Source organism: Candidatus Vicinibacter affinis (assembly GCA_016714365.1).
Classification (GTDB): domain Bacteria; phylum Bacteroidota; class Bacteroidia; order Chitinophagales; family Saprospiraceae; genus Vicinibacter; species Vicinibacter affinis.
In genome coordinates, this window is record JADJNH010000008.1 from 45,432 (window position 1) to 68,254 (window position 22,823).

Genomic DNA, 22,823 nt, shown 5'->3' on the forward strand with positions numbered 1-22,823 from the left:
GTGAAGAATTGACAAAAATAATTGTCTAAAAATTTGGATAATGTGCAATATTGAACATATATTTGTACCATACTTATAAAGAAATGCAAGATAATAACAAACCAGACATAGCAAAAGAAATGGGGCTACTTACTTTAGTAGAGGCAGCAAAATATTTAGGAGTGTCAGAAGGCCACTTCAGACAACATATTTCGCCTAAACTCATAGGTGTAACCCCAGGCAAAACAAAGTATTTCACAAAAAAAGAGTTGATTAAATGGTTAGGCGCAAGAATTACAAAAGTAGCACAACAGGCGATAGTTTAACACGTAATTAACTGAACTTTAACTTATTATAAATTTATACTATACGAGAACGCTCGTATAGGGTGGCATCTTTTTGCCTAAAAGAAACAGAACAAGCGAGGCCGTGAGTGATGGTTTTATCATTCAAATCTACCTGAGGATGCGCCCGGTTGACAATATGGTTAGCCGGGTCCTTTTCGGATAGCAAAATGTCTTCATGATTCCTTGAAAGCAAGGAGGTTTTGATTTTCTATTAAAATGGTAAAGTTAGCCGGGTGAGATTCCCGGCATTTTTAAAACTCAATCAACTCATTTAAAATGAATAATCTTTTCAACCAAAAAGCAAATTTCCCAGAGGTAAAGATCGAAGGCGAAAATCAGGTAGTTTCTGCCAGGGACTTATATAATTTCTTGGAAGTATCTGAGGCATTTAGTGAATGGTTTGCGAGAATGAAAGGGTATGGATTCACGCAAAACGTTGATTATCAAAGTTTATCGGGAAAATCCGAAAAACTCGGAGGCCGACCATCAACGGATTATGCCTTAACTATTGAAACGGCCAAAGAGATCGCCATGATCCAGAGAACAGAGATAGGTAAAAAGGTCCGGGAATATTTCATCGAATGCGAAAGGCAACTGAAAATAAAAAAGATTTCTGATAGGATTTTGACCCCGGATGTCCTGATCAATTTGGCTACACAACTTAAGGGTGAAATGGCAAAAAACGAGGAACTGACCGAACAATTACAAATGTCCGAATCAGTAATCAAGGCCCAGGCTCCAAAAGTAAAATATGTGGATGAAGTATTGGCAGTGCCGAATACTTGGACCACAACCACAATTGCAAAGGAATTGGGTATGACAGCCCAACACCTAAATAAAATCCTTTGTGATCTTAAGATTCAATTTCCGCATGAAAAGCATTATGTCCTTTATGCCAAATATCAAAATAAAGACTTCACAAGGACCAGGACTGCCACCTTCATAGATGGCTCAGGAGTGACAAGATCAAGCCTCCTGATGTCTTGGACCGAGAAAGGAAGGATGTTCATTCATCAGACCATCCAAGAAATCAGAAATGACAGCTCTATTCCTCAAGAATCAAAATCTTAATCATGTTAATTGAACTCACATCTTCAGAAGCAATTACACTTCGTTTGGCCATCCATCATTCCATCATGGTAAACAATGAAATGCTCGACCTGTGCCTTGACTCAAGCGATTATCGCAAACACGAAATCGAAAAGTTGAGAACAATTCAAAACAAATTAAACGGTCTACCTGACTAAAAGATAGAGAGTGTGCCAGTAAACGTATTGGCCTTTTGATTTTCGGTTATACCACATGCTTCATGCCGGGTGGTCCTAAGCTGCCCGGCAAATTTAAAAAAAATGAGAATTGAAAACGATTTATTTATAAAGTGGTCCGTTGACGGCACACTTAGAGATATAGAATTTATTCATGAGTTGGGTTTTACTGCCCGAATTAAGATTGCCCCAGGCCGTTTTTCACAAATTAAAACTTTCACAATTATATGACAACTGCAACAATCTCCGAGCCTATTAAATTAAGAAAACCCGATGCCCCTCTTGACCACTATCACCACATTGAACAACTCCAAGTTGGAGAATGGTTTTACTCAGTTTGGTTTGTGTTTTCTTATACCATTGAAGAATGGGAGGATGATTTACCCGATGGAAGGTCAAGAGTTTGCCAGGTTTACGATTTTCCAAAAGAAGAAATTAAAATCAGAGCATTAATGGGATGTCATGAAGCTGAGGAAGAATTAAAACCAATGAAAGAAATTGACCAGGACAAATACCTTGAACTCATTGATGCAATTTATTCAGAATTAGACAACAATACAGAATTCTACATATGAGAAATCACGCAAAACTCAAAACAAATCCGGCTCCAATCATTCGATTTTACCTAAGCAAAATTCAATCTAAAAAGATTGATAAATGCGAATGGGAATTAATGGACAAGACCCGAATGAGGGAGATATTTGAAAATGCCATACCGGTTATAAAGGCATCAAACAAACCGGAAGACGCTGAACTGGTCCCAATTATTGAAGAAAAATTAAAACTACTAATATGACTAAGACTAAAACTCGGAATCTGATTTCTGCGACATGGGCCAAAAATCCCAAAATGTGGAATTGCCTTTTTGAACTCTCCGTTGTGAGGGGTCGACTAACGCTCGATGAATTTGAGCAAGTTGGCAACAAAACAAGGACAAAATCCCAGGAAGGACTGGGAAACATTAAAGTCTGCAGAATGAAATTCAAAGGCTCATTAAATTAAAAATCAAATCATGATAACGTACGAAGAGTTTTTAAAAGCAGTCGAAACTGTAAAAAAATACAAAGAGCAATGTGAAAACCACATTAAAGACGTTTGCGAAAAATCAAAAGGCATTGATAAGCTTTTGAAAATTGATAAAAATACAAGAATCTGGGATTTAGATTGCTCAACAAGACTTCTCAACTCATTGAGTGGTTATTTTAGATACACTAAAGGACTTGATCCAGTTGACCTTAAAGTGTTAGATTTTTCAAAAATATCAATGACTGAGATTTCAAAAATGCATCATTTTGGAAAAGGAACCTTAAAAGAGCTAAAAGAAATATGCTATTTGGCCGAAGTAGAGATGCAGCCATAAATTAAAATCAAATCAACTAAAAATGAAAACGCATTGGAAAAAATTAACCAATCCAAATTACATCGGGGCATACTCAATGCCGGAAGGCAAGGACTTGACTGTAGAAATTACGGACGTAAAAAGAGAAGTGGTGAAGGGTGAAGGGGGCAAGACAGATGAATGCACTGTCCTTTACTTAAAGGACTCAAAGCCAATGATCCTGAACGTCACCAATTCAAAGATGATTAGCAAGGTTCACAATACACCTTTCATTGAAGAATGGATCGGCAAGAAAATAACCCTGTATGTTTCTACCACTTCGTTAAAGGGTGAAAAGGTGGAGTGTCTGAGGGTTCGTGACATTCTGCCAACTGAGAAGAAAAAGCCCGAATTGACTCCTGGCCATACAAAATGGGCCGGAGCAAAGAAAGCAATCCAGGAAGGCAATTACACAGTGGACAAACTCAAGGAGGTATTTTTTATTTCACCTGAAAATGAAGAGGTTTTAAATGAAAAGGTTTAAGATTCGATGTTCTGCTATTGGTCAGATAATGAAAAACGGAACTGATAAAAAATCAATGGGGGAGGTTACCAGGAAGAAAGTTCAGGGGTGGATAAAAGAACAATTGTATGGAAGAACTGAAGAGATAGATAGTAAATTTTTAAGAAAAGGAATAGCCGTTGAACAGGCTGCAATTGATTACGTTTCGGATGTTTTGGAATACGGTTTTCTTTTAAAGAATGAAGAAAATCTGAGCAATGAATTTTTAACAGGAACGCCTGACATAATTCTCAATAATCTGATTCTTGATATTAAGTCTTCATGGAATTGTTTCACATTCCCATTATTTGAAGATGAAATAAAAAATCAAGATTACGTCTGGCAGGGCCAGGGGTACATGGCCTTAACCGGTGCGGAAACATTCAGGGTTATCTATGTCTTAATGGACACTCCAGAGGATGAGATTTTCAGAGAGGCCAGTTCTTTTTGTTGGAAAAACGACATTGAACTAAATGACGAAATTCTAAAGGAGTTCACCGAAAAAGCGACCTACAAAAACATTCCGCACGAACTCAGAACAAAAACATTTGAGTTCAAAAGGGATGAAGAAAAGATCAATTCAATCTATAAAAGGGTTGAAGAGTGCCGGGAATACATTCACAAATTAGGGTTTTAATATGCAATTCGTTTTAAACAACCAAACAGCAAAAGACAACTTTAAACAATGGGTTAATAACCTATTTATGAAGTATGCAGACACTGCCAAGAACTTCTATATTGATATAAAAGAGGGGAGCGAAATCAGGTCTGTAGAGCAAAATAAATACTATTGGTCGGTAGTGGTAGAAATTGCCCAGGCAATTATAAAGGAAACAGAAGGGCGTCAATTATCCAACGAGCTTACACATGAGAACCTAAAATATAATTTTGGAACTCAGGTCTTCAGTGAAGAAACATACTGGACTTGGATATATAATTCCAAAGTGATTACCGTTGACGAATTTAACTCTTTGCCATACATGGAGCGCAACAAATGCTTAAGAGTATTTATGATGCCATCCACGGCAAAAATGACCAAGAAGCAATTTAATCAATATGTCCAACTCATACAGGAATGGGCTGCATTTTTAGGGTACGAAATACCGGAACCAAAACAAAACTAAAAACTCAAAATAATGAACAAGTTAACATTTTTAGAAAGTAAAATAACAAAGGTGGTCCGGGAGACTATCGAAGGAACTAAGCCAAGAAAAGAGAAAAAATCACATCGTGGGATTAGGGTAGATTCAATAGTGATCGCAGCCGGATCAAGCAGGATAATAGTTAATCATGAACAGGACAATGAACAATGCCGAAAGTTTGAAGCATTCCCAACGGCCTCAAAATGGCTACAGGAGTATAAGAGGCTTTCTTTAATGCAATTGACATCAGAAAATTAGGATATGGCAGTCTGTGAGAGGCACGGATTATTTTATTCAGATTCCCAAATATGTGGCCAATGTTGGAGGGAGGACCAATCTGTTAGGACCAAGGAGCGCAAAGCAGAGAGGGTATTTAAAGGAAAAAGGTTCTCCAAGCCAACAACACAGAAGGGTATTGACAGACTTAAATTAAAAAGCAAATTGCAGTCTGCATGGTCGGCTTATATGAAAAAAGTTTATCGAGAAATGGGTATTCAACACTGTTTCATTACCGGCAAAACCACAACCCAAAAAGGTCTATTCTCATTGCACGTTTCGCACTATTACCCAAAGGGCCAAGTGTGGCAATTGTGGTGCGACCCATGTAATTCAGGTCTATCTGTGTACGATCAAAACATAAACAAACCTGAGAACGCAACCGCAATGCGAAGCAAGTTGGTTGAAATTTGGGGTAAGGAAAAAATGGAAGAATTAGACGCAAAAGAGAAATATTACCGAGAGAGAATTCAACAAGGTTTGGACACGAAACACCCGACAGATATTTGGATAATTGGAATGATTGAATTATTAAAACAAAAGTAAAACTCTTGGGAGGAGTTATAAAACCCAATATAAAAAAATGAATATTTTTGAAACAGAACCAATGGTGAAGGATATTAACCAAGTTCACACAACCACAGATTATTTTCTATTCAAATCAATAGAAGGTAATAGAAACAAAAACCTGCTCCATATTAACAGGTTGAAAAAATCAATGTCCGAAAATTATTTATTCACGATAATAATAGTGAATGAAAAGTATGAGATTATTGACGGGCAACACAGATTTGATGTGATTCAAGAATTAAAACTTCCATTAAATTATGTAGTATGTAAAGGGTATGGATTAAATGAGGTCCACATTTTAAACCAAAACTCAAAAACATGGAATGCGGATGATTATTTAGACGGATATTGCCGCTTGAAGTATCCACATTATTTAAAATACGCAGAGTTTAAAGAAAAATATGGCTTTGGGCACGTAGAATGTATGACTATTTTAAGCGGTTATACTTCACACAGAGGTGGTGACAGGGCAAAGACTTTTCATGAAGGAGCGTTTAAAATAAAAGATTATGGCAAGGCTTGTGAAATTGCGGAAAAAATTGAAATAATTGGCCAATATTACTTAGGGCATAAAAGAAGAAGTTTTGTTTTCTCCATGCTTGTATTGTTTAAGAGTAAAAATTTTGAATTTACAGAGTTAATCCAGAAGTTAAAACTACAGCCAACAGCAATGGTCGACTGCACGAATGTTCAACGGTACATTATGCTTATTGAGGAAATTTATAATTATAGAAGACGTGAAAAGGTTAATCTTAGATACTAAAATTATGGCAGTATGTCAGTCGGCTTGTTAGTCGACTGGCATCACTACTGATTTATGGTTAATGGCAATGATCAAATTATTAAAATCAAAATGAACATCGAGAAAGAAATACAAGAAATTAAAGGAGCGCAAAGCGAAATCGGGGCAATGATTAAAATTCTACTTAAGAAATTTTGCCCTGAATCGGACCTTTTGACGCCAAAGGAAATTACCAAAATGACTGGTTGGTCAAGGTCCAAAATAAACAGAATTGCCAAAGAAAGCGACATAATTGACAGGTCAATCAGGGGCACACATCGGAAGTACAGACGCTCGGAAATACTCAAATTAATTTAAAATTTAACTCAAAACTCAAATGACAAAATCCCCTGCATTTTTATTTTATCCTGGTGATTGGTTAGGCGGCACACTTGGAATGACTCTTGAAGAAAAAGGGGCATATATGGAGCTTCTGATATTGCAATTTAACAGAGGTCATATGACCTCACATATGATTGGTCAAGTGATTGGTCAAAATTGGGTCAACATAAAATGCAAATTTTCAATTGATAGTGATGGATTGTTTTATAATAAACGATTGGACATTGAGAAAGAAAAGCGCAAAATGTATGTGGAGTCGAGAAATAACAACAGATCAGGAGAAAATCAACATACTAAAAAAATAAAAAAACAAGCTCATAAGACCAAAGATATCAAAGGTCATATGACCTCACATATGGAAAATGAAAATGAAAATGAAAATATAAATGAATATGGAATTGAAAATAAAAATCAATTATCGAAAATCAAAAATTTTCAAATTCCAGAAATTTCAGAGTTGGTCGAATACTTTGAGTTGAGACATTCAACCGAAATCGAAGCAGCCAAGTTTTATAATTTCTACCAATCTAAAAACTGGATGGTGGGCAAATCAAAAATGAAAGACTGGAGGGCTGCAGCTAACGGATGGGTTTTGCGGAATAAGACAGATTTTAAAAACGGAGGACAAAAACTGGACAGAACAGACCAAAACAAAATGACCACAATTGCAGCATTGCACAAATTAAATCAAAAAATAGAATCGAATGAAGTTTGAACTTTGGAACGCTGAACCATTTTTGCGAGATATCCCAAAAGGGAACCGAGCAGAAGAAATTTTAAAGATTGTTCACAAATACTTGGATTATCGAAACATCGAACAGAGCGAAGGGCAAAAGATTGTCCTGGTTGAATTCATTTTAGAAGAAATAAAAAACTTGCCATTTTTAAAATCCTATGCAATTCGTTGGGCATTAAACCAGTTCACAGATTCCACAAACCACAATGTTAGTGCCGCCGTTGTGATGGCAATGATCAAGAAGGGATATTCGCACGAGGTTCACAAAGAAACTTTGAAAAAATGGGAACTTGAGGACCAAAAAAACAGACTTGCACCGCTAACTGAGGCGCAAAAAGAAGAATTAAACGCTAAAGCAAGGGCAGACGCATGGGCGGTATGCGTTGACCAGGTTGCGAACTCCAATGTTGACTTTGAAAACCCGAATTGGAGAAATGCGTCTTACTATCTGTCTAAAGAATTAGCCTACACGCTCACAGATGAGTTGAGGCGTGATTTTAACGCCTTAGCCATAGAAACTATCAAGAAAGAATTAAAAGCCGTCACAATTGATCTAAATGCGTCAAAAGATGAACGCTCAAGGGCAACTATTTTGTTTTCGGACATTATCAGTAACAATTTTGAAGACAAAGACCTTCAATCCAAAATTGATTCATTGAGGCGAAAAATGATTGTTAGGAATTATATTGAAACAAATTGTATATAATCTAAAAATAAAAAAAATGAAAAAACATTTAATGCTTGACATTGAAACTATGGGAAATCAAAGCTATTCTGCCATATTAAGTATAGCTGCCGTATATTTTGATATTAATACTGGTGAAACTTATGATGAGTTTTATAAATGTATTGATTTAAAATCTTGCTTAGATAAAGGGTTAGTTATTAATGCTGACACATTGGTTTGGTGGTTTGGGCAAAATGAGAGCGCAAAAAAGAGATAACCAAATCTGATAAATACAGCTTAGGAGAAGTATTAGATGACTTTTCTGAATTTTGCACAAAAGATTGTGAGATATGGGCAAGATCTCCAAGGTTTGATTGCGGCATTTTACAAAATGCGCATGACAGATTAGATATGCCAATCCTTTGGGATTTTAGAAAAGAAAGATGTGTCAGGACATTAGTCAGCTTTAATGAAAAAATAAAGGACTCTGTTTTAAGAAAAGGCGACGATCATAATCCATTACATGATTGCAAAAATCAAATTAAATATACTGTTGAGTGCTATAGGTCAATAACTGAATAACAATTTTGTTAGTTTATATTTATTTTATTATGAAAAAGAAACCAAAGGTTAAGCCAAAGCCTAAAACTAAAATGTAATTTAGGAGTAAGTGACGGATTTTATGTCCGTCACTTTAAAAAAAACAAGAAAAAGAAAAATTACATATTTGTCTAATATCAGGTGGGAAAGATAGCCAAGCAACCGCCATATTTTTAAAAAACCATGGGATTAAATCAACACATATATTTTGTGATACAGGCTGGGAAGATGAAACTACTTACGAGTTTTTAAAAGAGTTTGAGGAGAAATTAGGAAGTGAAATTATTACCTTAAAAGGTGAAAGAGCTTTTGTTGAATTAGCAAAACACAAAAAAAGATTTCCATCCACAAAAGCTAAGTTTTGTACCGAAGAATTAAAGATTAAACCAACTATTGATTTTATACTAAATCAAACTCAAGATGTTGTTATCTATCAAGGCATAAGATGGGAGGAGAGCAAAAATAGATCAACTTTTGAAAAGTCAGATGATTTCTTTAAGCATTATTTTGAGCCATATGGATATGATAAAAAAGGGAAGCCTAAATTATATACTTATCGGAAAAAAGATATAATAATGTGGCTTAAAGAATATCAATGCTCGGTTGAAAGGCCAATTATTAGTTGGAGTACACAGCAAGTATTTGACTACATTATTGATAATGGGTTTATGCCAAATAAATTATATAAATATGGATTCACAAGGGTAGGCTGTTTCCCTTGCATTATGTGTACTAAAGATGAAATTGCAAAAGTAGTTGAGTATAATCCAAGCAAAATAGATTATTTAAAAAATCTTGAAATAGAGATGGGTGGTAATTTTTTCCCACCAAATTACATACCTATAAGGTTTTGTTCAAAAAAAGTAAATAAGATTGATAAAGAAACAGGAAAGAATGTTGCCGTTGGGATTCCATCAATAATGGACGTTGTAAATTATGTGAAGCAAAAGAACTATGGGTCTGGTTTATTTTCTGGTAGTTTTTGCCAAAATGAAATGTTACCGTGTGAATAATATTAATAAATTTTAAAACAAAAAATGATTAACACAGAAAGCATTGCCATAAGAAGGCTAAAGGAAATAAATGATAAAAACTCTGAAACAAAAGAATACTCTTTAGGTGATGTTCTTCTTGTGGGAAAGTATGAGGAAACACTTAGAGAATGTGGGTGGGAAAATAAAGACATTGTTTCACTTTCAAAAAATTATTATAACAATGCAATGGATATCAGTTAAAGACAGGCTCCCGGAAGTTGGGCAATATATTTTGATTTGTAACTCAAATGCAGATGAAGACAATATAGTATGTGAGGCTGTTTATCTTGACAATTTTTTTTATATTAGTCAGATAAATGAAAGGGCAGAGCTTGTCACACACTGGGGTCCACTACCTGAACCGCCAAAAGATTAAAACAATGGACAAAATAGATCAGAATGTAAGAGGTAATGAAACATTAAGTTTTAATTACGAAACCGGAATATATGAGGCAACTTGTAGGTTAAGAATAAATACCCATAGGGCCGGACCTGGAAGGTTGCAGCAAATGTACACTAACTTATCAACCGGAAAAACCTATTGGAAGGATGTCGAAATAGACAATTTTCAAGATTAAAGTAAAGCCACAACTTGACCAAAACGTAAAAAAGTAAAGGTATAGATTAAAAAATGTCCAGTTTATTTCACATAAAACAAGACAAAAAAATGGCTACTAACTTTTTGCGTATATACGAGGTACGCCTTAACGAAATTTTAAATTATAAACAAATGCTTGTAGGCGTATCTTGTATATACTCTATTATAAGCTGATTAAATTTTTGAGCGATGGAATGGATAACAACCAAACAAATACAAAGTTCTGATGGTAAAACGGAAAGTATACGATGTGAACTATGGCTAAACTTTGAGCCAACACAATGGAATAAAAAAACAAAGTCGCCTGTTTTGGAAATATATTTCTATGATAAAAAAGTAGAAGGTGGTTGGTGGATTGACAATGCAAAAACAAAATGGTATGTGCATCCACCGCAAAAGCAATGTGAAATAAAATTCACTTATTTTCAAAGACAACCAATTGAAAAGTTTTATTCAAGTGAAAAGAAAATACCATATAATGATTTCAAGATTGGATTTTTGCAAGAAGAAAGCAATAGAAATATTTACAAGTAAACTAAATGACATCGTTTTGCAGTGCGGTGGAAAAATTTAATTTGCTTATAACGGTTTGCAGCTAACCGAAGGCAGGGAATTTAACCACAAAACAACAATGGAACCACGAAACTTGAACATAGCACAAAACTTTCTTAGGAGCAGTAAACCCCTGCTTTTGGTTAGGTGCTGTTATACGCTGCCCTTATTGAATGATTATTAACAACTTAAATATAAATAAAATGGAATTACAAGAAAAAAGAGAAAAAATTGCAATGCTTGGTGGTTATAAATTAATCACAAACTTTCCACCTCACGTTTGGCAAAACTCCTACAAAAAACTAACAAGCATATCTTTTGACAAAGACAAAATGTTTGGTGATTTGATTAGGATAGTGGATGATTTGGAGCATAGCCACGATTTAATAATTGAAGTTAAAAGAAGTCAATGCACAATTAAGAAAATGCACCTTACAAGCAATAAGACAATAATTGATGTTGATGGCGAAGGGTCAAAACAAACTGCAATTTTTGAAGCACTATGTCAACTCGAAGTCGGTCTTTAGGGTTGCGTATAACGGTCGGGTATATGCTAGGTTGGGGATTTCGGAGACGAAATTTTCAATCGAAGCACAATGACCCCAATCTTGCATATACCTTGTTATAGCCAGTGCTTTTTATTAATTAAACAATTAAAATAAATAATATATGAACTCAACAGACAAAGCAAGTCAAATGATAATTGACTTACAGGATAAAAACGTAAAACTAAGAATTGGTCTTGGAAAACTATTGCAGATTTGCAAGAATACAAAAATGAATGAAGAATCAGAAAGTTGGAATCATTTTATGGGACTTGCTCAACAAATGATGGATGAAACAGACCCAAATGGTAAATGGAACGGTATTCGTCTTTAGCATTGGCTATAACTGCTAGCGGCATGAGCAGTAGCGGATTTGAAACACAAAACTTTAAATAACAGATAATTATGATAGTAGAACAAATGTTGAATAACGCACCGAAACCGCTATTGCACATAGCCGATGTTAGTGGCAGTGCTTTGTTCAATGCGGACTGTATGGATATTTTACCTCTTATTCCTGATAAATCGGTTCAACTTATTTTGGCAGATTTGCCTTATGGAACGACTGGATGCAAGTGGGACAGTATAATACCATTTGAGCCACTTTGGGAGCAATACGAAAGGATTATTAAAGACGATGGGGCAATAGTATTGTTTGGCTCACAACCATTTACAAGTGCATTAATAATGAGCAACCCAAAACTTTTAAATATGAGTGGGTGTGGGAGAAAAGCAAAACTTCAAACTACGTTCATTGCAAATACCAACCATTAAAAGCACACGAAAATATTTTGGTATTTTCTAAATATCCATCTGCTCAAAACTCCGCTAAAAAAAATATGATTTACAACCCACAATTTACAATGGCAGAACCATACAATAAAGGAAAGGTTAGTAATTCAAATGGTGTTTTGACAGGTGGAAGAAAAGAAAGGGTTGAAGTAAAAAGTTTGGATGGTAAGCGATACCCACGAAGCGTTCAGTATTTTAGAACTGCTGAATGTGAAAATCAAGTTCATCCTACTCAAAAGCCACTTGCTTTATTAAAGTTTTTGGTTGCTTACTCAAATGAAGGAGAAATAGTGTTAGATAATGTAATGGGTAGCGGAACTTGTCCACTTGCAGCTAAAGAGTTGAACCGTTCTTTTATTGGAATTGAAAAAGAGGTAAAATATTATGATTTGGCAGTTGCTCGTGTGTTCGGGTAGCATTGCCACTAACTACTTATATGCACACCTTTAGTAAACATATACAACGTATTTTGTCGGATATGAACATATTAAAAAATTAAATCACAATTAAATAAAAAAATGAGTACAATAACTTTAGAATGCAATGTTACCGAGTTTGACATAATTCCTAAAAGAAAAAACGATGAAAATGTTTTTGCAATAAACAATAACTGTTTGATTATAAATCTTATGGATTCAAGAAAAGATAAAATTTTAACACAAACTGAAATCTCAAAAGAAGATGCTGTCGAACTTGCAAAATTAATTTTTCTAAAATACAATAATTAAAATGAGTATATTTAAAAAATCATCAATGGAGTTAAATGTTCTAAGAACAGAAGATGGATATATTGATTTGCCAAAAGATATAATTTATAGATCAGGGGATCATATAATTATAAACGATAAAGAGTATGTAATTGAAATAGTGAAATACCATGTATATAATGGTAAAATATTTCAAATAACTTATATTCCTTTAAAAGATAATGCAACAACAAAATAAATTAAAACAAGTGAAAAGCGGTAATCGAAAAAAAGCAAATAAATAGACTTAATAAATTCGTTGAAAAATACAACGAAAAGCTGTATGATGCATTTTGTGATAATCATAAAACAGGTAATTATATGGATTGGAAATCAATTAAAATACAAAAGATAATAGATTTTGCCACTAAGAAGTTAAAGCATAAAAATAATAACGGATATCAAACATACTGGACACTATTTATCCGATGGATAAAATTTAATAAATTATCTTATTCGCCAAATTAAACAACCCATATCACACCTGTCAGTTTAGACCTGACAGGAAAACTATAAGACATGAGAATATCCGGCTTCTACGCTAATCTCCAGGGCGAGATAATTGAGATAGTGGACCAACCACTCACCAAGTACAACAAACACGTATGGCCCACAAGAGAACAAGCGGAGGGCGCAATGGCATTGGCTGAGTGTATATGAGACTTTACCATTTGGAATTCCCAGGAAAACAAACTGAGGAAATTCTCAAACCGAAAAAGTGGCCCGAATTTTCAAAGAAGCATTTGGACCTATTCATTAAATCTCTACCGTTATTTATCTAAAAATATTTTTGCACAACCCATTGATATTAAATAAATTCTTAATATTTTTGCAGACACTTCTTGACTATAGAAAGCACTTAAAGAAACACTTTTGGTATGGCTGTTATTTAGCATTATATACCTAATTGTTGTTTTGATTGTATGAAAATAGCTTAACAATTCCGGGATTTTCGGCTCACGGAGGAATAAATGTTATTTTAGAATGGGCAAATAGATTGTCCGAATTTCATGAAGTGACATTGATAACTTCTAAGTTGGGAAACATCAATGGTATCCATTGGAGAGAGGCTGTCAAAGTCACTACTGATATTTATTTAAGAAATATGACTGCCTGATAATTTGCAGTCCACACATTCTTTTTACTGGAAAGCAAACATCTTCCTGAAGTGTTTTGTGTTTATGCAGATGTTGGAGGACAAATTTAAGCCTCAAGACATTGTTTGGCAAAGAGCGTGTAAAGCATTTTACAATGCTAATACCCGATGTTTTATATATCGGAATGGAATTATGAGAAGAAATCAAAAGATCAAACGACCAGGATGTTTATTTAGGAAATGGAGTGAACTTTGATTTATTCCCTTTGGAGACTCCCGAAAAAGAAAATGTGATACTTGTTGAAGGGTGGGAGCCAAGCAATCCTACAAAAGACGTGGATTACGTGGGGGCAAGAGTGGCAAAGGAACTCAAAAAATTGTATGGCTGTAAAGTTCTTGTTTATTCTCAATTGCCTTGCAAAGAGTACATGGAAGTCCCTGACGAATATCATGTTAAACCAAATTTGGAAACATTGAACAGTCTTTATCGGAGGGCCAAGATTTTCATCAAGGCTACAAAATGTGACGCAAGAAGCACCGCACCACTTGAGGCAGCAACAAAGCAATGTGTTGTAGTTCGTGGAATTGACAGAGGGGATGATGATTTAGACGTAAGCAATTGTTACAAAAACAGATTACAATTTTCAGCACGTTTTAAATTCGGCTAAGTTCGCTTTGAAAATTACTTGCATGGAATTTTGAAGGCTCAGGAATTGCAAAAGAAATATAGTACAATTCGACTGGCCCTATATGATGGGAATTGTAAATGAAGAAATAAGCAAATAATTTAAAATCAATAAAAAATGGAACAGAAAATTAATGAAATCGAATTGAACGGCATTAAATATGTGCCAAAAGACAGCATTTTAAAACCTGAATTTACAGGCGACATTAAAATAGTTGTATTACAGCGTGGATGGGTTTATATTGGTAGGTTTGAAAGAACCGGTAATGATTGTAAACTTCATAATTCATACTGCATCAGAACATGGGGAACTACCAAAGGATTGCAAGAACTTGTTAACGGAGCGACCTCAGCGACTAAATTAGACAAGTGCGAAGGCGTTGTAGAATTTGATTGGCTTACAGTAGTTCATACAATTACCGTAAATAAAGAATCATGGAAGCAAATCGGATAAATATTAATTTCGAAGATTCACAAAATACATACGGGGACGGGGACGGTTACGGTTACGGTTACGGGGACGGTTACGGTTACGGGGACGGGAACGGGAACGGTTACGGTTACGGTTACGGTTACGGGGACGGTTACGGGGACGGGGACGGGGACGGGTACGGGGACGTTACGAGGACGGGGACGGGTATTAAAAGAAAATATAAATGAAAACTTTAATTTTAGGTTGTGGTTCCCATGTGAACACCAAAGAAAAGGACCACATATACTGTGATTTAAGACCTTATCAGAACGTGGATGTTGTTCATGACCTTGATGTTTACCCTTGGCCATTTGAAGATAATTCAATTTTGAATATTTCAGCAGTCCACCTGGTAGAGCATTTAAAAAACGGATTATTGCCGTTCATGGATGAATGTTGGCGAATTCTCATGCCTGGGGGAGCATTGTATATTGAAACACCTTGTGCAGGGATGGACCCTGATTTGGAGTTTGCAGACCCCACTCATGTGAGATGTTACCGACCGTACACATTTACAAATTATTTTCTTAGGTCTGGAAATTGGAAAGCTGAATTACACAACAAGAGCCTGGAATATACTTCATTTATCAGTTCGGAATCAGGCTCAAATAAGAATTGCATCATTGTTCACTGTAACGCAATTAAATGATTGGAATAGTTGCCATAATATACCAGGAAAAATATTGGAAGGAAACTGAACTCTTTTGGCTCAGACAAACGACCCAGTTTATTTGGTTGACCGGAAAGGAGTTGGTTCAATGAGTGAGGCGTACAACACCGGGTTCAAAGAGGCAATGAAGGATAAGGAGTATGAATGGATTTGGTTTGTCTCCAATGTGACTTTTAAAATTAAAGATTGGCAGAATATAAAAACCTGCCAATACTTTGACTGACTATGCAGCTATCAACCCGGTTTATAATTCTGACCATGCCCATTTAAGGCCCGGACATTCTGAATTTTCAGTTTACGATATTCCATTTGTGGAGTTTACGGCCCCATTGGTTCGTGCCAGTGTATTCCAAAGAAAACCCACTTGATGAAATGTTGCCTTATTGGGGACAAGACTTAGACTGGTCTTACAGGGTGAAACAGAACGGATGGAAACTGGCAGCCTGTTCAGAAATGGTTTTGGGTCATAGCTATATAAGGGAATCAGAACCCAACAAGATTACAGAGCAGAGGAAAAAATTAAGATTCCAAACTGATGCCGGAACCCATAGAGACTGATTGAGAAATATGGACAAGATTGGAAAAGATTATTTGGCCAAAAATTAAAATATGCAACTTGACAAAACAGGAAGGGAAGAGAGGTTAACTTTTGGAAAGGATTTGTAAAACTCAAAGATTCTTTAACCCAATGGGTCCCGGAAATTAAGACCGAGGAATTAGATATGGGAGTTTACAGATTTCTGAGAGATATGGATAATCCAAAAGTCTTAGGATGTCGGCTCCGGAGTGGTTTCAATTCTTAACGGAACGGTAAAGACCTTGACGCAGCAGACCCACTGGCAGAAGATTATAAGCAGATATTTGACTATGAGGCTCACAGACTTATTCCACCGCTACCATTTGCCGGGAGAAGTTAGGGCAATTTCCAGATCAATACGATGTGGTTCATGAGTAATGCCATTGATCATTCAGTTGATCCTCATGTTGTTTTTAAGAATTTGATTGATGCGACAAAGAACGGAGGGATTCATTATAATCCAGGGTTTTGAGAATGAGGCAATTTTGAAAATTACGAGGATTTCATCAATGGAATATCACCCAGGATGGGGGTTCATATTTACGTGCTGTAAGGAAGAATGAAAGACCAAGACAGTTAATTGATGAAAGGATTGAGCCATTTTCTATTCACAAAAAATAAATTTGAACACAAATCTTGGTTTGTATGGATAGCACAAAAAGTAGTATAGACACCTTATTAGTTGATTGTGATGGAGTTCTTACGGATGGAAAATGTACATGGACCACACCGGAGAAAAACCATTTAAGGCGTTTAACTCAAAGGACATCAGAGCCATCAGGGGAGATTGTGGCAATGGGAATCAGGGTTATAATTGTAACTGCAGATGATGGCAGCATCAATGCCAAATATGCCGGAGAAGGTGGGGAGCTGAATTGATTCAATCCAGGGACAAAGGAAAGTTGCCTTTTGAAAGTTTTGGTAAATTCTGGGTGGTATGTGATGATGTCTGGGACCCTTTAATGGCACTAAAGGCAGACAAAGTATTTTGTCCTATGAATGTTGATGCAAGTATTTTAAGACTAGCCCAACCATAATTCAAAACAAGGAGGTGAGGGCGTTATCGCTGAGGGTGGTAAGATGGATTTAGTTTATGTCTTGGGATCGGGTTCAAGATGGGGGGGATAACGAGCTGAGATATTCCTGAGATCGGTTGAGAAGTATTTAACCGGCGAGACAAAATTTTCCTTGTTGGAAATAAGCCGGATTGGGTCAAAAACGTGACGCATATTCCAAGCAAGATATACCATGCAAAGAGTGTTCGATTAAGGAAAAGATTTTAGCAGCCTGTTACGATCATAGACTCAGTGAGGACTTTTTTTTTGAATGATGATCATATTTTTTACAAAAACAGAAACATATGAAATAAAATCGTATTTTTACGGCACACTAAGCGAATGGATTAACCGAAGATCACCGAAGGAAAGGTATTTCAGATGCCTTTCAAACGCCAAGGCAGAATTAGAGCGTTTCGGGTTGCCCACTTACCATTTTGATATACACGTTCCGATTGTTTATAACAAAACCCGTTTCATTCAGGCAATGGATACCTACAACTGGAATCTTACTGAGGGAATGGTAATAAAATCACTCGAGGGGAACACCCTTTTTGAAAACCCTGTAGAGTATTTGGACTGCAAGATAAACGAAGGAATAAATTTGGAGCAAATCGAAAAAGGGTGAAAGGTAGATTTTGCTTTTCATTTGGCGACAAGGGGTTGAATATGCACTTAAAATACTTTCCTGAATAAGAATTTTTAGACCCATCGAAATATGAATGAGTTTATATTTTGCAATCGGTTTATTTTCGGGAATATTATTAGCGTGGTTTAAGAGTTGGTTGAAGGAATTTCTTGAAAAGATGGACGAATACGACCCTTGGAATCAATACTTAAAATTTTATAAAATGGCACAGAGCAGAGTTAAAAAGAAAAGGAGAAAAAGAAGTAAAAGCCCAAGTATGGCTAACGCAACACAGCGTAAGAAATTTGATCGAAACGCAAAGAGAGCCGGAATGAGTTTGACTGATTATTTTGTGGAAAGATGTTGCTAAACGGGAATTGTGATTTGACTTTTTCATTTACTCCCCTGGTGTTATCATGATCTACATCAGGAGGTTTTAAAGATTGAAAATTTGGAGAAATGAAAACGGCAACATTAATTAAAAGGACATTTTTGTTTTTATTGCCACAGCATTACCATTGTTGTGCGAGAGGGTTATAAAAATTACACAACAACAAAGCCGAAATGAATTTGTAGAGACTTCGTTAGAAGTAATGCTTTTTTACTCGGTTTGTTTTATGGTGAATTTTACCAATGGTTTGAAACCCACACCGACCCAATAATAAAGAAGGTGCAGGATTTTTTAATCGAAGAAATAATGGGTTATGATTGACGATTATACAAGGAAGAAAGTGTATAAATTACAGGAAAGGTACAGAAACTTGAATCTGAAAATGAAATGCTTAAAAGGAAAATTGTTGACATAATGCACATTTTTAGTGATGTTTTATTTCATCAAAAAAGTTTCAAATGAAACAGTTGCAAGGTTATCAAATTTAAAAATTTTTGAGTAATGGATGATTTACCAAAGTGTTTATATTTGTTATGTTGTGGTTTAGTTTGATATTAATTATTGAGTTTGTAGTTGATTACTATTATAAAAAGACAAAATGACAGCAACACGATTGAAGGCTTATCCGTTGCGGTAATCGTAATTTATGCAGGAATCCTTATTGCGGCATTTAGCGGAGAGGATGAGCCAAATTAACCAAATTGTTGAACCCACCGAAATGGTATTAAAACGTCTAAACCAATGGAAACAATAGTCACCATAATAGTTATATCACTGTTTGCGCCCGTCTTGAACGCATTCAAAGTAAACAGCGATCAATCCTCAATGCAGAGGCAACTGGAATCACAACACCAACAAATACAAGCACTCCAAAGCAAGATTGGCAGCATTAGAGCCAAAGGATGAGATAGACCAATTCATGGACAAAATCAATAAAATATAAATGAACATATCAGGTAAAATCCACAAGATATTTCCAGAAGAAAGGAAATCGGACAAATTCACAATGAGAAACTTTGTCCTTGACACTGGCGCAAGGTATGGCAATCTTGTAATCTTCCAATTGACAAACGATAAATGCGACCTTGCCGACAAAGTAAAGCCAGGTGACAATGTTGATGTCTCATTCGACATTGTGGGCAATGAATCAAAAGAAAGGTTTTTCGTAAACCTGAACGCATTTAAGATTGAAAAGGAACTAATCAGAGCCTAAAAGTATTTTAAACAAAATGCGCCTTAATATTCAGAAAAGGATTGATGAAGTGGTTTAAAAAAGAAACTTATTAAATGGCCAAGGAAAATATAATCAAAAAGTCAGATTTAATACCTGATAATAAGAACCTAATAAAGGTTCTGAATTGGGACAGGAATTAATAAAAAGTCCATTCAAAATTCGGGGCAGGTCGATCAATTTAATAGATAAGAATAACTGAATCATTGCAGGAACAAAACAACTGAAAATTTTGAAGGTGAAGACGTTTTAGTAATCGAAACAACTGGAGAAAAACTAATCGCTGTAAAGAGAACGGACATAGACTTGGACAGTCCTGAAGGCAGAGAAATGGCACTCGCTGACAATGCAACTGCAAAAGAGAATATTGTTTTTGATGCAGGAATTGATTGAGGCAGAGGTTGGGGAGGCGGTTGTTTGTGAAGAGTGGCGGTAAAAAAACAGTAAAGTTAGAAGTCGAAGAAGATGATTTTGATGTTCCAGAAGGTGGAATAGAGACAGATATTGTACTTGGATTTATTTGAGATTGAGAGCATAGGTTGCTTTGTGGGGATAGTACCAACCCTGACCATATAGAAACACTTATGTGGCGTTTATCCTGACTTGATACACACCGACCCTCTATGGCATGAATGCTGTAGTAAAAGCGGAGTATTAAAAGCGAGCTGACGGAACAGATATAATGGGTGACGACAACCCTTTGATATTGCGATGATGCGTCTACTTCTTATTTATTCATTATACCCAAATTCAAAGCAGATTTGTAGCTTAATTACCTGATTGCCCCCAGCTTACCCTTGATATGCGAATGTTGGTTTCAGGGGGGATAAAAACAATGGCGAATCGTGACCAAACAGACTATGGAGTTGGTGAGGGCAAACTCTAGAAGGTAGTAAGACAATCAATCTTCGCCAAGTGAAAAACAAACAGAGTCCATCCAACATTAAAAGCCAGTAGCCTTGTTCTCATGGATAATGAAGCGGTTTAAGGTTCCTATCAAGCAAACACTTATTAAGGATTATTTTGGTGGAAGCGGAACCATGGTGGTTGCCGCAGAACAAATGGGGAAACAGTTCTTTTAATGGAGCATGCCAAAATACTGACAAATTATAGCTGACCGAATGTTAAAACTCGAACCTTGCGTTAATAATTAAAAAAGAACGGAGAAAGATATAATGCCGAAGCCAAGTAAGCAAATAATAATTGATTCAATCATTAAAGGGATTGAAAAGGGCAAAGATTGAGGCCCCTTGCTGGTCCATTTAAGCAAAAAAATGGATATTGAGCTGGGTGAGATTTGATAGGTATTTAAAACAGCAAACGAACAGCATACAGAGGCCCAACAAGCCATCAAAAGTAAAATTGGTTGATATTGATACCCCAGGCTAAGTGATTAGTTGATGCCCCGTAAAAAGCAAAGGGAGAGAAGCCATTGAAGAAAGGAAGGAACTTATCCATTATAGCAACTAGTAAAATAAAGGTAAAAGGCCTTTGTTATTGGTGGCAAGATTGTTGGAATACCCGGAAGAGCCGAGCCATAATGATAGAAAAACATTATGAGTTAAACAAAATAGAGGGAAGTTATCAGCCACAAAAATAGAGGCCGAAATATCTGGAAGTGTTAAAACAGTGATTCAACTATTTGAAGATCAACCACTATTGATTGAATGAGGCCAGAAATTCGAACTAGTAAGTGAAAAAGCAAATAGAAAGCAACTGAACGGTCCTATCCAAAAGGTTTTGATAAGCGAAGGATTGAAAACAAATAGAGTCATGGTGGGCGGTAAGGGGTGGAAAGACCTTCGTAATTTTGTACTGGTTTTCCATTTGTTGGCCCGAAATTACCCAAATTCAAAATGGGGTGGTTGTGAGAGAAGACCCTCTTGCACTCCTAAGACTACCACAATTCCAAGTTTTAATAAATTAATTGATGCATCGAAAGTATTTGCAAATGGAATTATCTAGTACCGATAACTTATACCTATAACAACGGAAGCCAAATAATTTTCAAACCTGAGAGGGCTATCAATGATCGGATTTGGAATTCATTTCCTTTTGGGGTTAGAATGTAACGGTTTATTCTTGAACAGGCGGAAGAATTCACATGGTTAATGTATATTATGGCATTGCAAAGAGCGGATCACATTACATCGACCCGATGCCGTAGCTTTCCTTATATTTTCATGTCATTTAATCCGGAGTCAGACATGGACAAAAGAAAAGCATTTACATTCCATTCAGAGAAGGAGGTTTAAAAATACAAAGGTTTATTATCAAGAGGCAGCATTGCCTTCTGGATAATCCTCATGTCAGCCAGTGTAAAAGAACAACAATGGGAGTCCTGGGAATGTTGCCTCAGAAGAAACAGAAGGCCCGAAATGATTCAGGGAGACTGGACAGATTTCTTTGAGGGAAGAACTCTCGGTTGTATCTTATTCAGACCATCCCACTTACGGTGTGAAAATTTGCAGTTTGATGATTACCATCCGACTTTACTTATGCATATGGATTTTTTAAACGATTCTCCGACCATTATTTGGCCTATTTTCATCAATTGATTAGGACAAGCAAACAGAAGGCGGTGGAAGGTATTTTCTTTGAAGGAATTTTCTATTGAAGGTGGAACAGAGCGCTTTATGTAAATGAGGCAGAACAGATTTTGATAATGAGTTAAAAGGCGGAAAGGATTTTCATATGTCACTGGTGACGTATCAGGAACCCAAAGATACCAGGGGAATTTACGGACCATGAAATCATTCAGCGAGTGAGAAGTACCCCATTATCCAGATTTATTGACACAAGGTCTAGGAACCTCAAAAATGGATTTCTCTCAAGAGACATTCAAGGCTTATAGCATTCCATAAATGATTTGGTCTTTGTAGATTGTGGAAAATGCCTCGATCTTAGCGGAAAGAATTGAGCCTTGCGGAAACCCAATGAGAACGGGAGGGGATTGTTTAAAATCGCAAGGCATACAAGATGGACAGTTTCCTTTGATGCGATGAGATACGGAATTCATGCCGTGTAGTTCGGACAGTGATGTAGTTCAATTGGCGAGGGTAAGCATGGAGAGAAAAGTAAACACCTAAACAATGAGATACCGGACTTTGCTTTTGTTATTTTCTTTATGTTAAAGAGGATAAAATCAATTCAAGTACAGAACCAA

35 protein-coding genes and 1 pseudogene are annotated in these 22,823 nt (G+C 36.0%); all 36 read left to right on the top strand.

Annotation, left to right across the window (positions count from 1 at the left end):
• Positions 1-83 precede the first annotated feature (83 nt).
• The 36 genes and pseudogenes from IPJ53_18190 to IPJ53_18365 all read left to right on the top strand — a co-directional run bounded on the left by IPJ53_18190 (position 84) and on the right by IPJ53_18365 (position 21,622).
• Positions 84-305, top strand: a complete 222-nt coding sequence (locus tag IPJ53_18190; GenBank protein MBK7801025.1) for a helix-turn-helix domain-containing protein — start codon at positions 84-86, stop codon at positions 303-305.
• Between the two features lie 297 nt (positions 306-602).
• The gene (locus IPJ53_18195; protein ID MBK7801026.1) at positions 603-1,397 is read left to right on the top strand and encodes an antA/AntB antirepressor family protein; all 795 of its coding nucleotides are present in this window, start codon (positions 603-605) and stop codon (positions 1,395-1,397) included.
• Positions 1,398-1,399: 2 nt separating this feature from the next.
• Positions 1,400-1,573 carry a hypothetical protein gene (locus IPJ53_18200; protein ID MBK7801027.1) on the top strand — a complete coding sequence of 58 codons (174 nt, stop codon included), beginning with the start codon at positions 1,400-1,402 and terminating at the stop codon, positions 1,571-1,573.
• Positions 1,574-1,818: 245 nt separating this feature from the next.
• Positions 1,819-2,166, top strand: a complete 348-nt coding sequence (locus IPJ53_18205) for a hypothetical protein (protein MBK7801028.1) — start codon at positions 1,819-1,821, stop codon at positions 2,164-2,166.
• Positions 2,163-2,387 carry a hypothetical protein gene (locus IPJ53_18210; GenBank protein ID MBK7801029.1) on the top strand — a complete coding sequence of 75 codons (225 nt, stop codon included), beginning with the start codon at positions 2,163-2,165 and terminating at the stop codon, positions 2,385-2,387. Before IPJ53_18205 ends, IPJ53_18210 begins: the two co-directional genes overlap by 4 nt.
• 216 nt (positions 2,388-2,603) lie before the next feature.
• Complete coding sequence (locus tag IPJ53_18215) at positions 2,604-2,951, top strand: hypothetical protein (GenBank protein ID MBK7801030.1); 348 nt, start codon at positions 2,604-2,606, stop codon at positions 2,949-2,951.
• A 22-nt stretch (positions 2,952-2,973) separates the two neighbouring features.
• The gene (locus IPJ53_18220; GenBank protein MBK7801031.1) at positions 2,974-3,453 is read left to right on the top strand and encodes a hypothetical protein; all 480 of its coding nucleotides are present in this window, start codon (positions 2,974-2,976) and stop codon (positions 3,451-3,453) included.
• Positions 3,440-4,108: a hypothetical protein gene (locus tag IPJ53_18225; protein ID MBK7801032.1), complete on the top strand. Its 669-nt coding sequence runs from the start codon at positions 3,440-3,442 to the stop codon at positions 4,106-4,108. Before IPJ53_18220 ends, IPJ53_18225 begins: the two co-directional genes overlap by 14 nt.
• Positions 4,109-4,175: 67 nt before the next feature.
• On the top strand, positions 4,176-4,595 hold the full coding sequence (locus IPJ53_18230; GenBank protein ID MBK7801033.1) for a hypothetical protein: 420 nt from the start codon (positions 4,176-4,178) through the stop codon (positions 4,593-4,595).
• 12 nt (positions 4,596-4,607) lie between these two features.
• Complete coding sequence (locus IPJ53_18235; protein MBK7801034.1) at positions 4,608-4,871, top strand: hypothetical protein; 264 nt, start codon at positions 4,608-4,610, stop codon at positions 4,869-4,871.
• 3 nt (positions 4,872-4,874) lie between these two features.
• Positions 4,875-5,435: a hypothetical protein gene (locus tag IPJ53_18240; protein MBK7801035.1), complete on the top strand. Its 561-nt coding sequence runs from the start codon at positions 4,875-4,877 to the stop codon at positions 5,433-5,435.
• A 37-nt stretch (positions 5,436-5,472) separates the two neighbouring features.
• The gene (locus IPJ53_18245) at positions 5,473-6,222 is read left to right on the top strand and encodes a hypothetical protein (GenBank protein ID MBK7801036.1); all 750 of its coding nucleotides are present in this window, start codon (positions 5,473-5,475) and stop codon (positions 6,220-6,222) included.
• A gap of 355 nt (positions 6,223-6,577) precedes the next feature.
• Positions 6,578-7,297, top strand: coding sequence for a hypothetical protein (locus tag IPJ53_18250; GenBank protein MBK7801037.1), 720 nt, complete (start codon positions 6,578-6,580; stop codon positions 7,295-7,297).
• On the top strand, positions 7,287-8,024 hold the full coding sequence (locus IPJ53_18255) for a hypothetical protein (protein ID MBK7801038.1): 738 nt from the start codon (positions 7,287-7,289) through the stop codon (positions 8,022-8,024). The genes IPJ53_18250 and IPJ53_18255 overlap by 11 nt, the downstream gene beginning before the upstream one ends.
• 16 nt (positions 8,025-8,040) lie before the next feature.
• On the top strand, positions 8,041-8,262 hold the full coding sequence (locus tag IPJ53_18260) for a 3'-5' exoribonuclease (protein ID MBK7801039.1): 222 nt from the start codon (positions 8,041-8,043) through the stop codon (positions 8,260-8,262).
• Entirely contained in the window at positions 8,259-8,567 is a 309-nt protein-coding gene (locus IPJ53_18265; GenBank protein ID MBK7801040.1) for a 3'-5' exoribonuclease, read from the top strand. Before IPJ53_18260 ends, IPJ53_18265 begins: the two co-directional genes overlap by 4 nt.
• A 143-nt stretch (positions 8,568-8,710) precedes the next feature.
• Positions 8,711-9,598 (top strand): phosphoadenosine phosphosulfate reductase family protein, encoded by an 888-nt coding sequence (locus tag IPJ53_18270; GenBank protein MBK7801041.1) that lies wholly within the window; start codon positions 8,711-8,713, stop codon positions 9,596-9,598.
• A gap of 24 nt (positions 9,599-9,622) precedes the next feature.
• Entirely contained in the window at positions 9,623-9,820 is a 198-nt protein-coding gene (locus tag IPJ53_18275) for a hypothetical protein (GenBank protein ID MBK7801042.1), read from the top strand.
• On the top strand, positions 9,801-9,995 hold the full coding sequence (locus tag IPJ53_18280; protein MBK7801043.1) for a DUF551 domain-containing protein: 195 nt from the start codon (positions 9,801-9,803) through the stop codon (positions 9,993-9,995). Before IPJ53_18275 ends, IPJ53_18280 begins: the two co-directional genes overlap by 20 nt.
• A gap of 4 nt (positions 9,996-9,999) precedes the next feature.
• Positions 10,000-10,197, top strand: coding sequence for a hypothetical protein (locus IPJ53_18285; GenBank protein MBK7801044.1), 198 nt, complete (start codon positions 10,000-10,002; stop codon positions 10,195-10,197).
• A 209-nt stretch (positions 10,198-10,406) separates the two neighbouring features.
• Positions 10,407-10,751, top strand: coding sequence for a hypothetical protein (locus IPJ53_18290; protein ID MBK7801045.1), 345 nt, complete (start codon positions 10,407-10,409; stop codon positions 10,749-10,751).
• 221 nt (positions 10,752-10,972) lie between these two features.
• A complete protein-coding gene (locus IPJ53_18295; protein ID MBK7801046.1) occupies positions 10,973-11,296 on the top strand; it encodes a hypothetical protein in 324 nt (107 codons plus the stop codon).
• A gap of 142 nt (positions 11,297-11,438) precedes the next feature.
• Positions 11,439-11,648: a hypothetical protein gene (locus tag IPJ53_18300; GenBank protein MBK7801047.1), complete on the top strand. Its 210-nt coding sequence runs from the start codon at positions 11,439-11,441 to the stop codon at positions 11,646-11,648.
• Between the two features lie 86 nt (positions 11,649-11,734).
• Positions 11,735-12,522 (top strand): annotated as a pseudogene (locus IPJ53_18305) (site-specific DNA-methyltransferase).
• A 102-nt stretch (positions 12,523-12,624) separates the two neighbouring features.
• Complete coding sequence (locus tag IPJ53_18310) at positions 12,625-12,834, top strand: hypothetical protein (GenBank protein MBK7801048.1); 210 nt, start codon at positions 12,625-12,627, stop codon at positions 12,832-12,834.
• Position 12,835: 1 nt separating this feature from the next.
• The gene (locus IPJ53_18315; GenBank protein ID MBK7801049.1) at positions 12,836-13,051 is read left to right on the top strand and encodes a hypothetical protein; all 216 of its coding nucleotides are present in this window, start codon (positions 12,836-12,838) and stop codon (positions 13,049-13,051) included.
• 1,142 nt (positions 13,052-14,193) lie between these two features.
• Positions 14,194-14,616 (top strand): hypothetical protein, encoded by a 423-nt coding sequence (locus IPJ53_18320; protein MBK7801050.1) that lies wholly within the window; start codon positions 14,194-14,196, stop codon positions 14,614-14,616.
• Positions 14,617-14,751: 135 nt separating this feature from the next.
• Positions 14,752-15,087: a hypothetical protein gene (locus tag IPJ53_18325; protein MBK7801051.1), complete on the top strand. Its 336-nt coding sequence runs from the start codon at positions 14,752-14,754 to the stop codon at positions 15,085-15,087.
• Positions 15,088-15,289: 202 nt separating this feature from the next.
• Entirely contained in the window at positions 15,290-15,754 is a 465-nt protein-coding gene (locus IPJ53_18330; GenBank protein ID MBK7801052.1) for a methyltransferase domain-containing protein, read from the top strand.
• A gap of 55 nt (positions 15,755-15,809) precedes the next feature.
• Positions 15,810-15,998 carry a hypothetical protein gene (locus tag IPJ53_18335; protein ID MBK7801053.1) on the top strand — a complete coding sequence of 63 codons (189 nt, stop codon included), beginning with the start codon at positions 15,810-15,812 and terminating at the stop codon, positions 15,996-15,998.
• 119 nt (positions 15,999-16,117) lie between these two features.
• Positions 16,118-16,333, top strand: coding sequence for a hypothetical protein (locus IPJ53_18340; protein MBK7801054.1), 216 nt, complete (start codon positions 16,118-16,120; stop codon positions 16,331-16,333).
• A gap of 664 nt (positions 16,334-16,997) precedes the next feature.
• Complete coding sequence (locus tag IPJ53_18345) at positions 16,998-17,231, top strand: hypothetical protein (GenBank protein ID MBK7801055.1); 234 nt, start codon at positions 16,998-17,000, stop codon at positions 17,229-17,231.
• A 447-nt stretch (positions 17,232-17,678) separates the two neighbouring features.
• The gene (locus IPJ53_18350; GenBank protein MBK7801056.1) at positions 17,679-18,035 is read left to right on the top strand and encodes a hypothetical protein; all 357 of its coding nucleotides are present in this window, start codon (positions 17,679-17,681) and stop codon (positions 18,033-18,035) included.
• A 94-nt stretch (positions 18,036-18,129) separates the two neighbouring features.
• The gene (locus IPJ53_18355; protein ID MBK7801057.1) at positions 18,130-18,405 is read left to right on the top strand and encodes a hypothetical protein; all 276 of its coding nucleotides are present in this window, start codon (positions 18,130-18,132) and stop codon (positions 18,403-18,405) included.
• 964 nt (positions 18,406-19,369) lie between these two features.
• Positions 19,370-19,639, top strand: a complete 270-nt coding sequence (locus tag IPJ53_18360) for a DUF3127 domain-containing protein (GenBank protein ID MBK7801058.1) — start codon at positions 19,370-19,372, stop codon at positions 19,637-19,639.
• 1,773 nt (positions 19,640-21,412) lie between these two features.
• Positions 21,413-21,622, top strand: coding sequence for a hypothetical protein (locus tag IPJ53_18365; GenBank protein MBK7801059.1), 210 nt, complete (start codon positions 21,413-21,415; stop codon positions 21,620-21,622).
• Positions 21,623-22,823 lie beyond the last annotated feature (1,201 nt).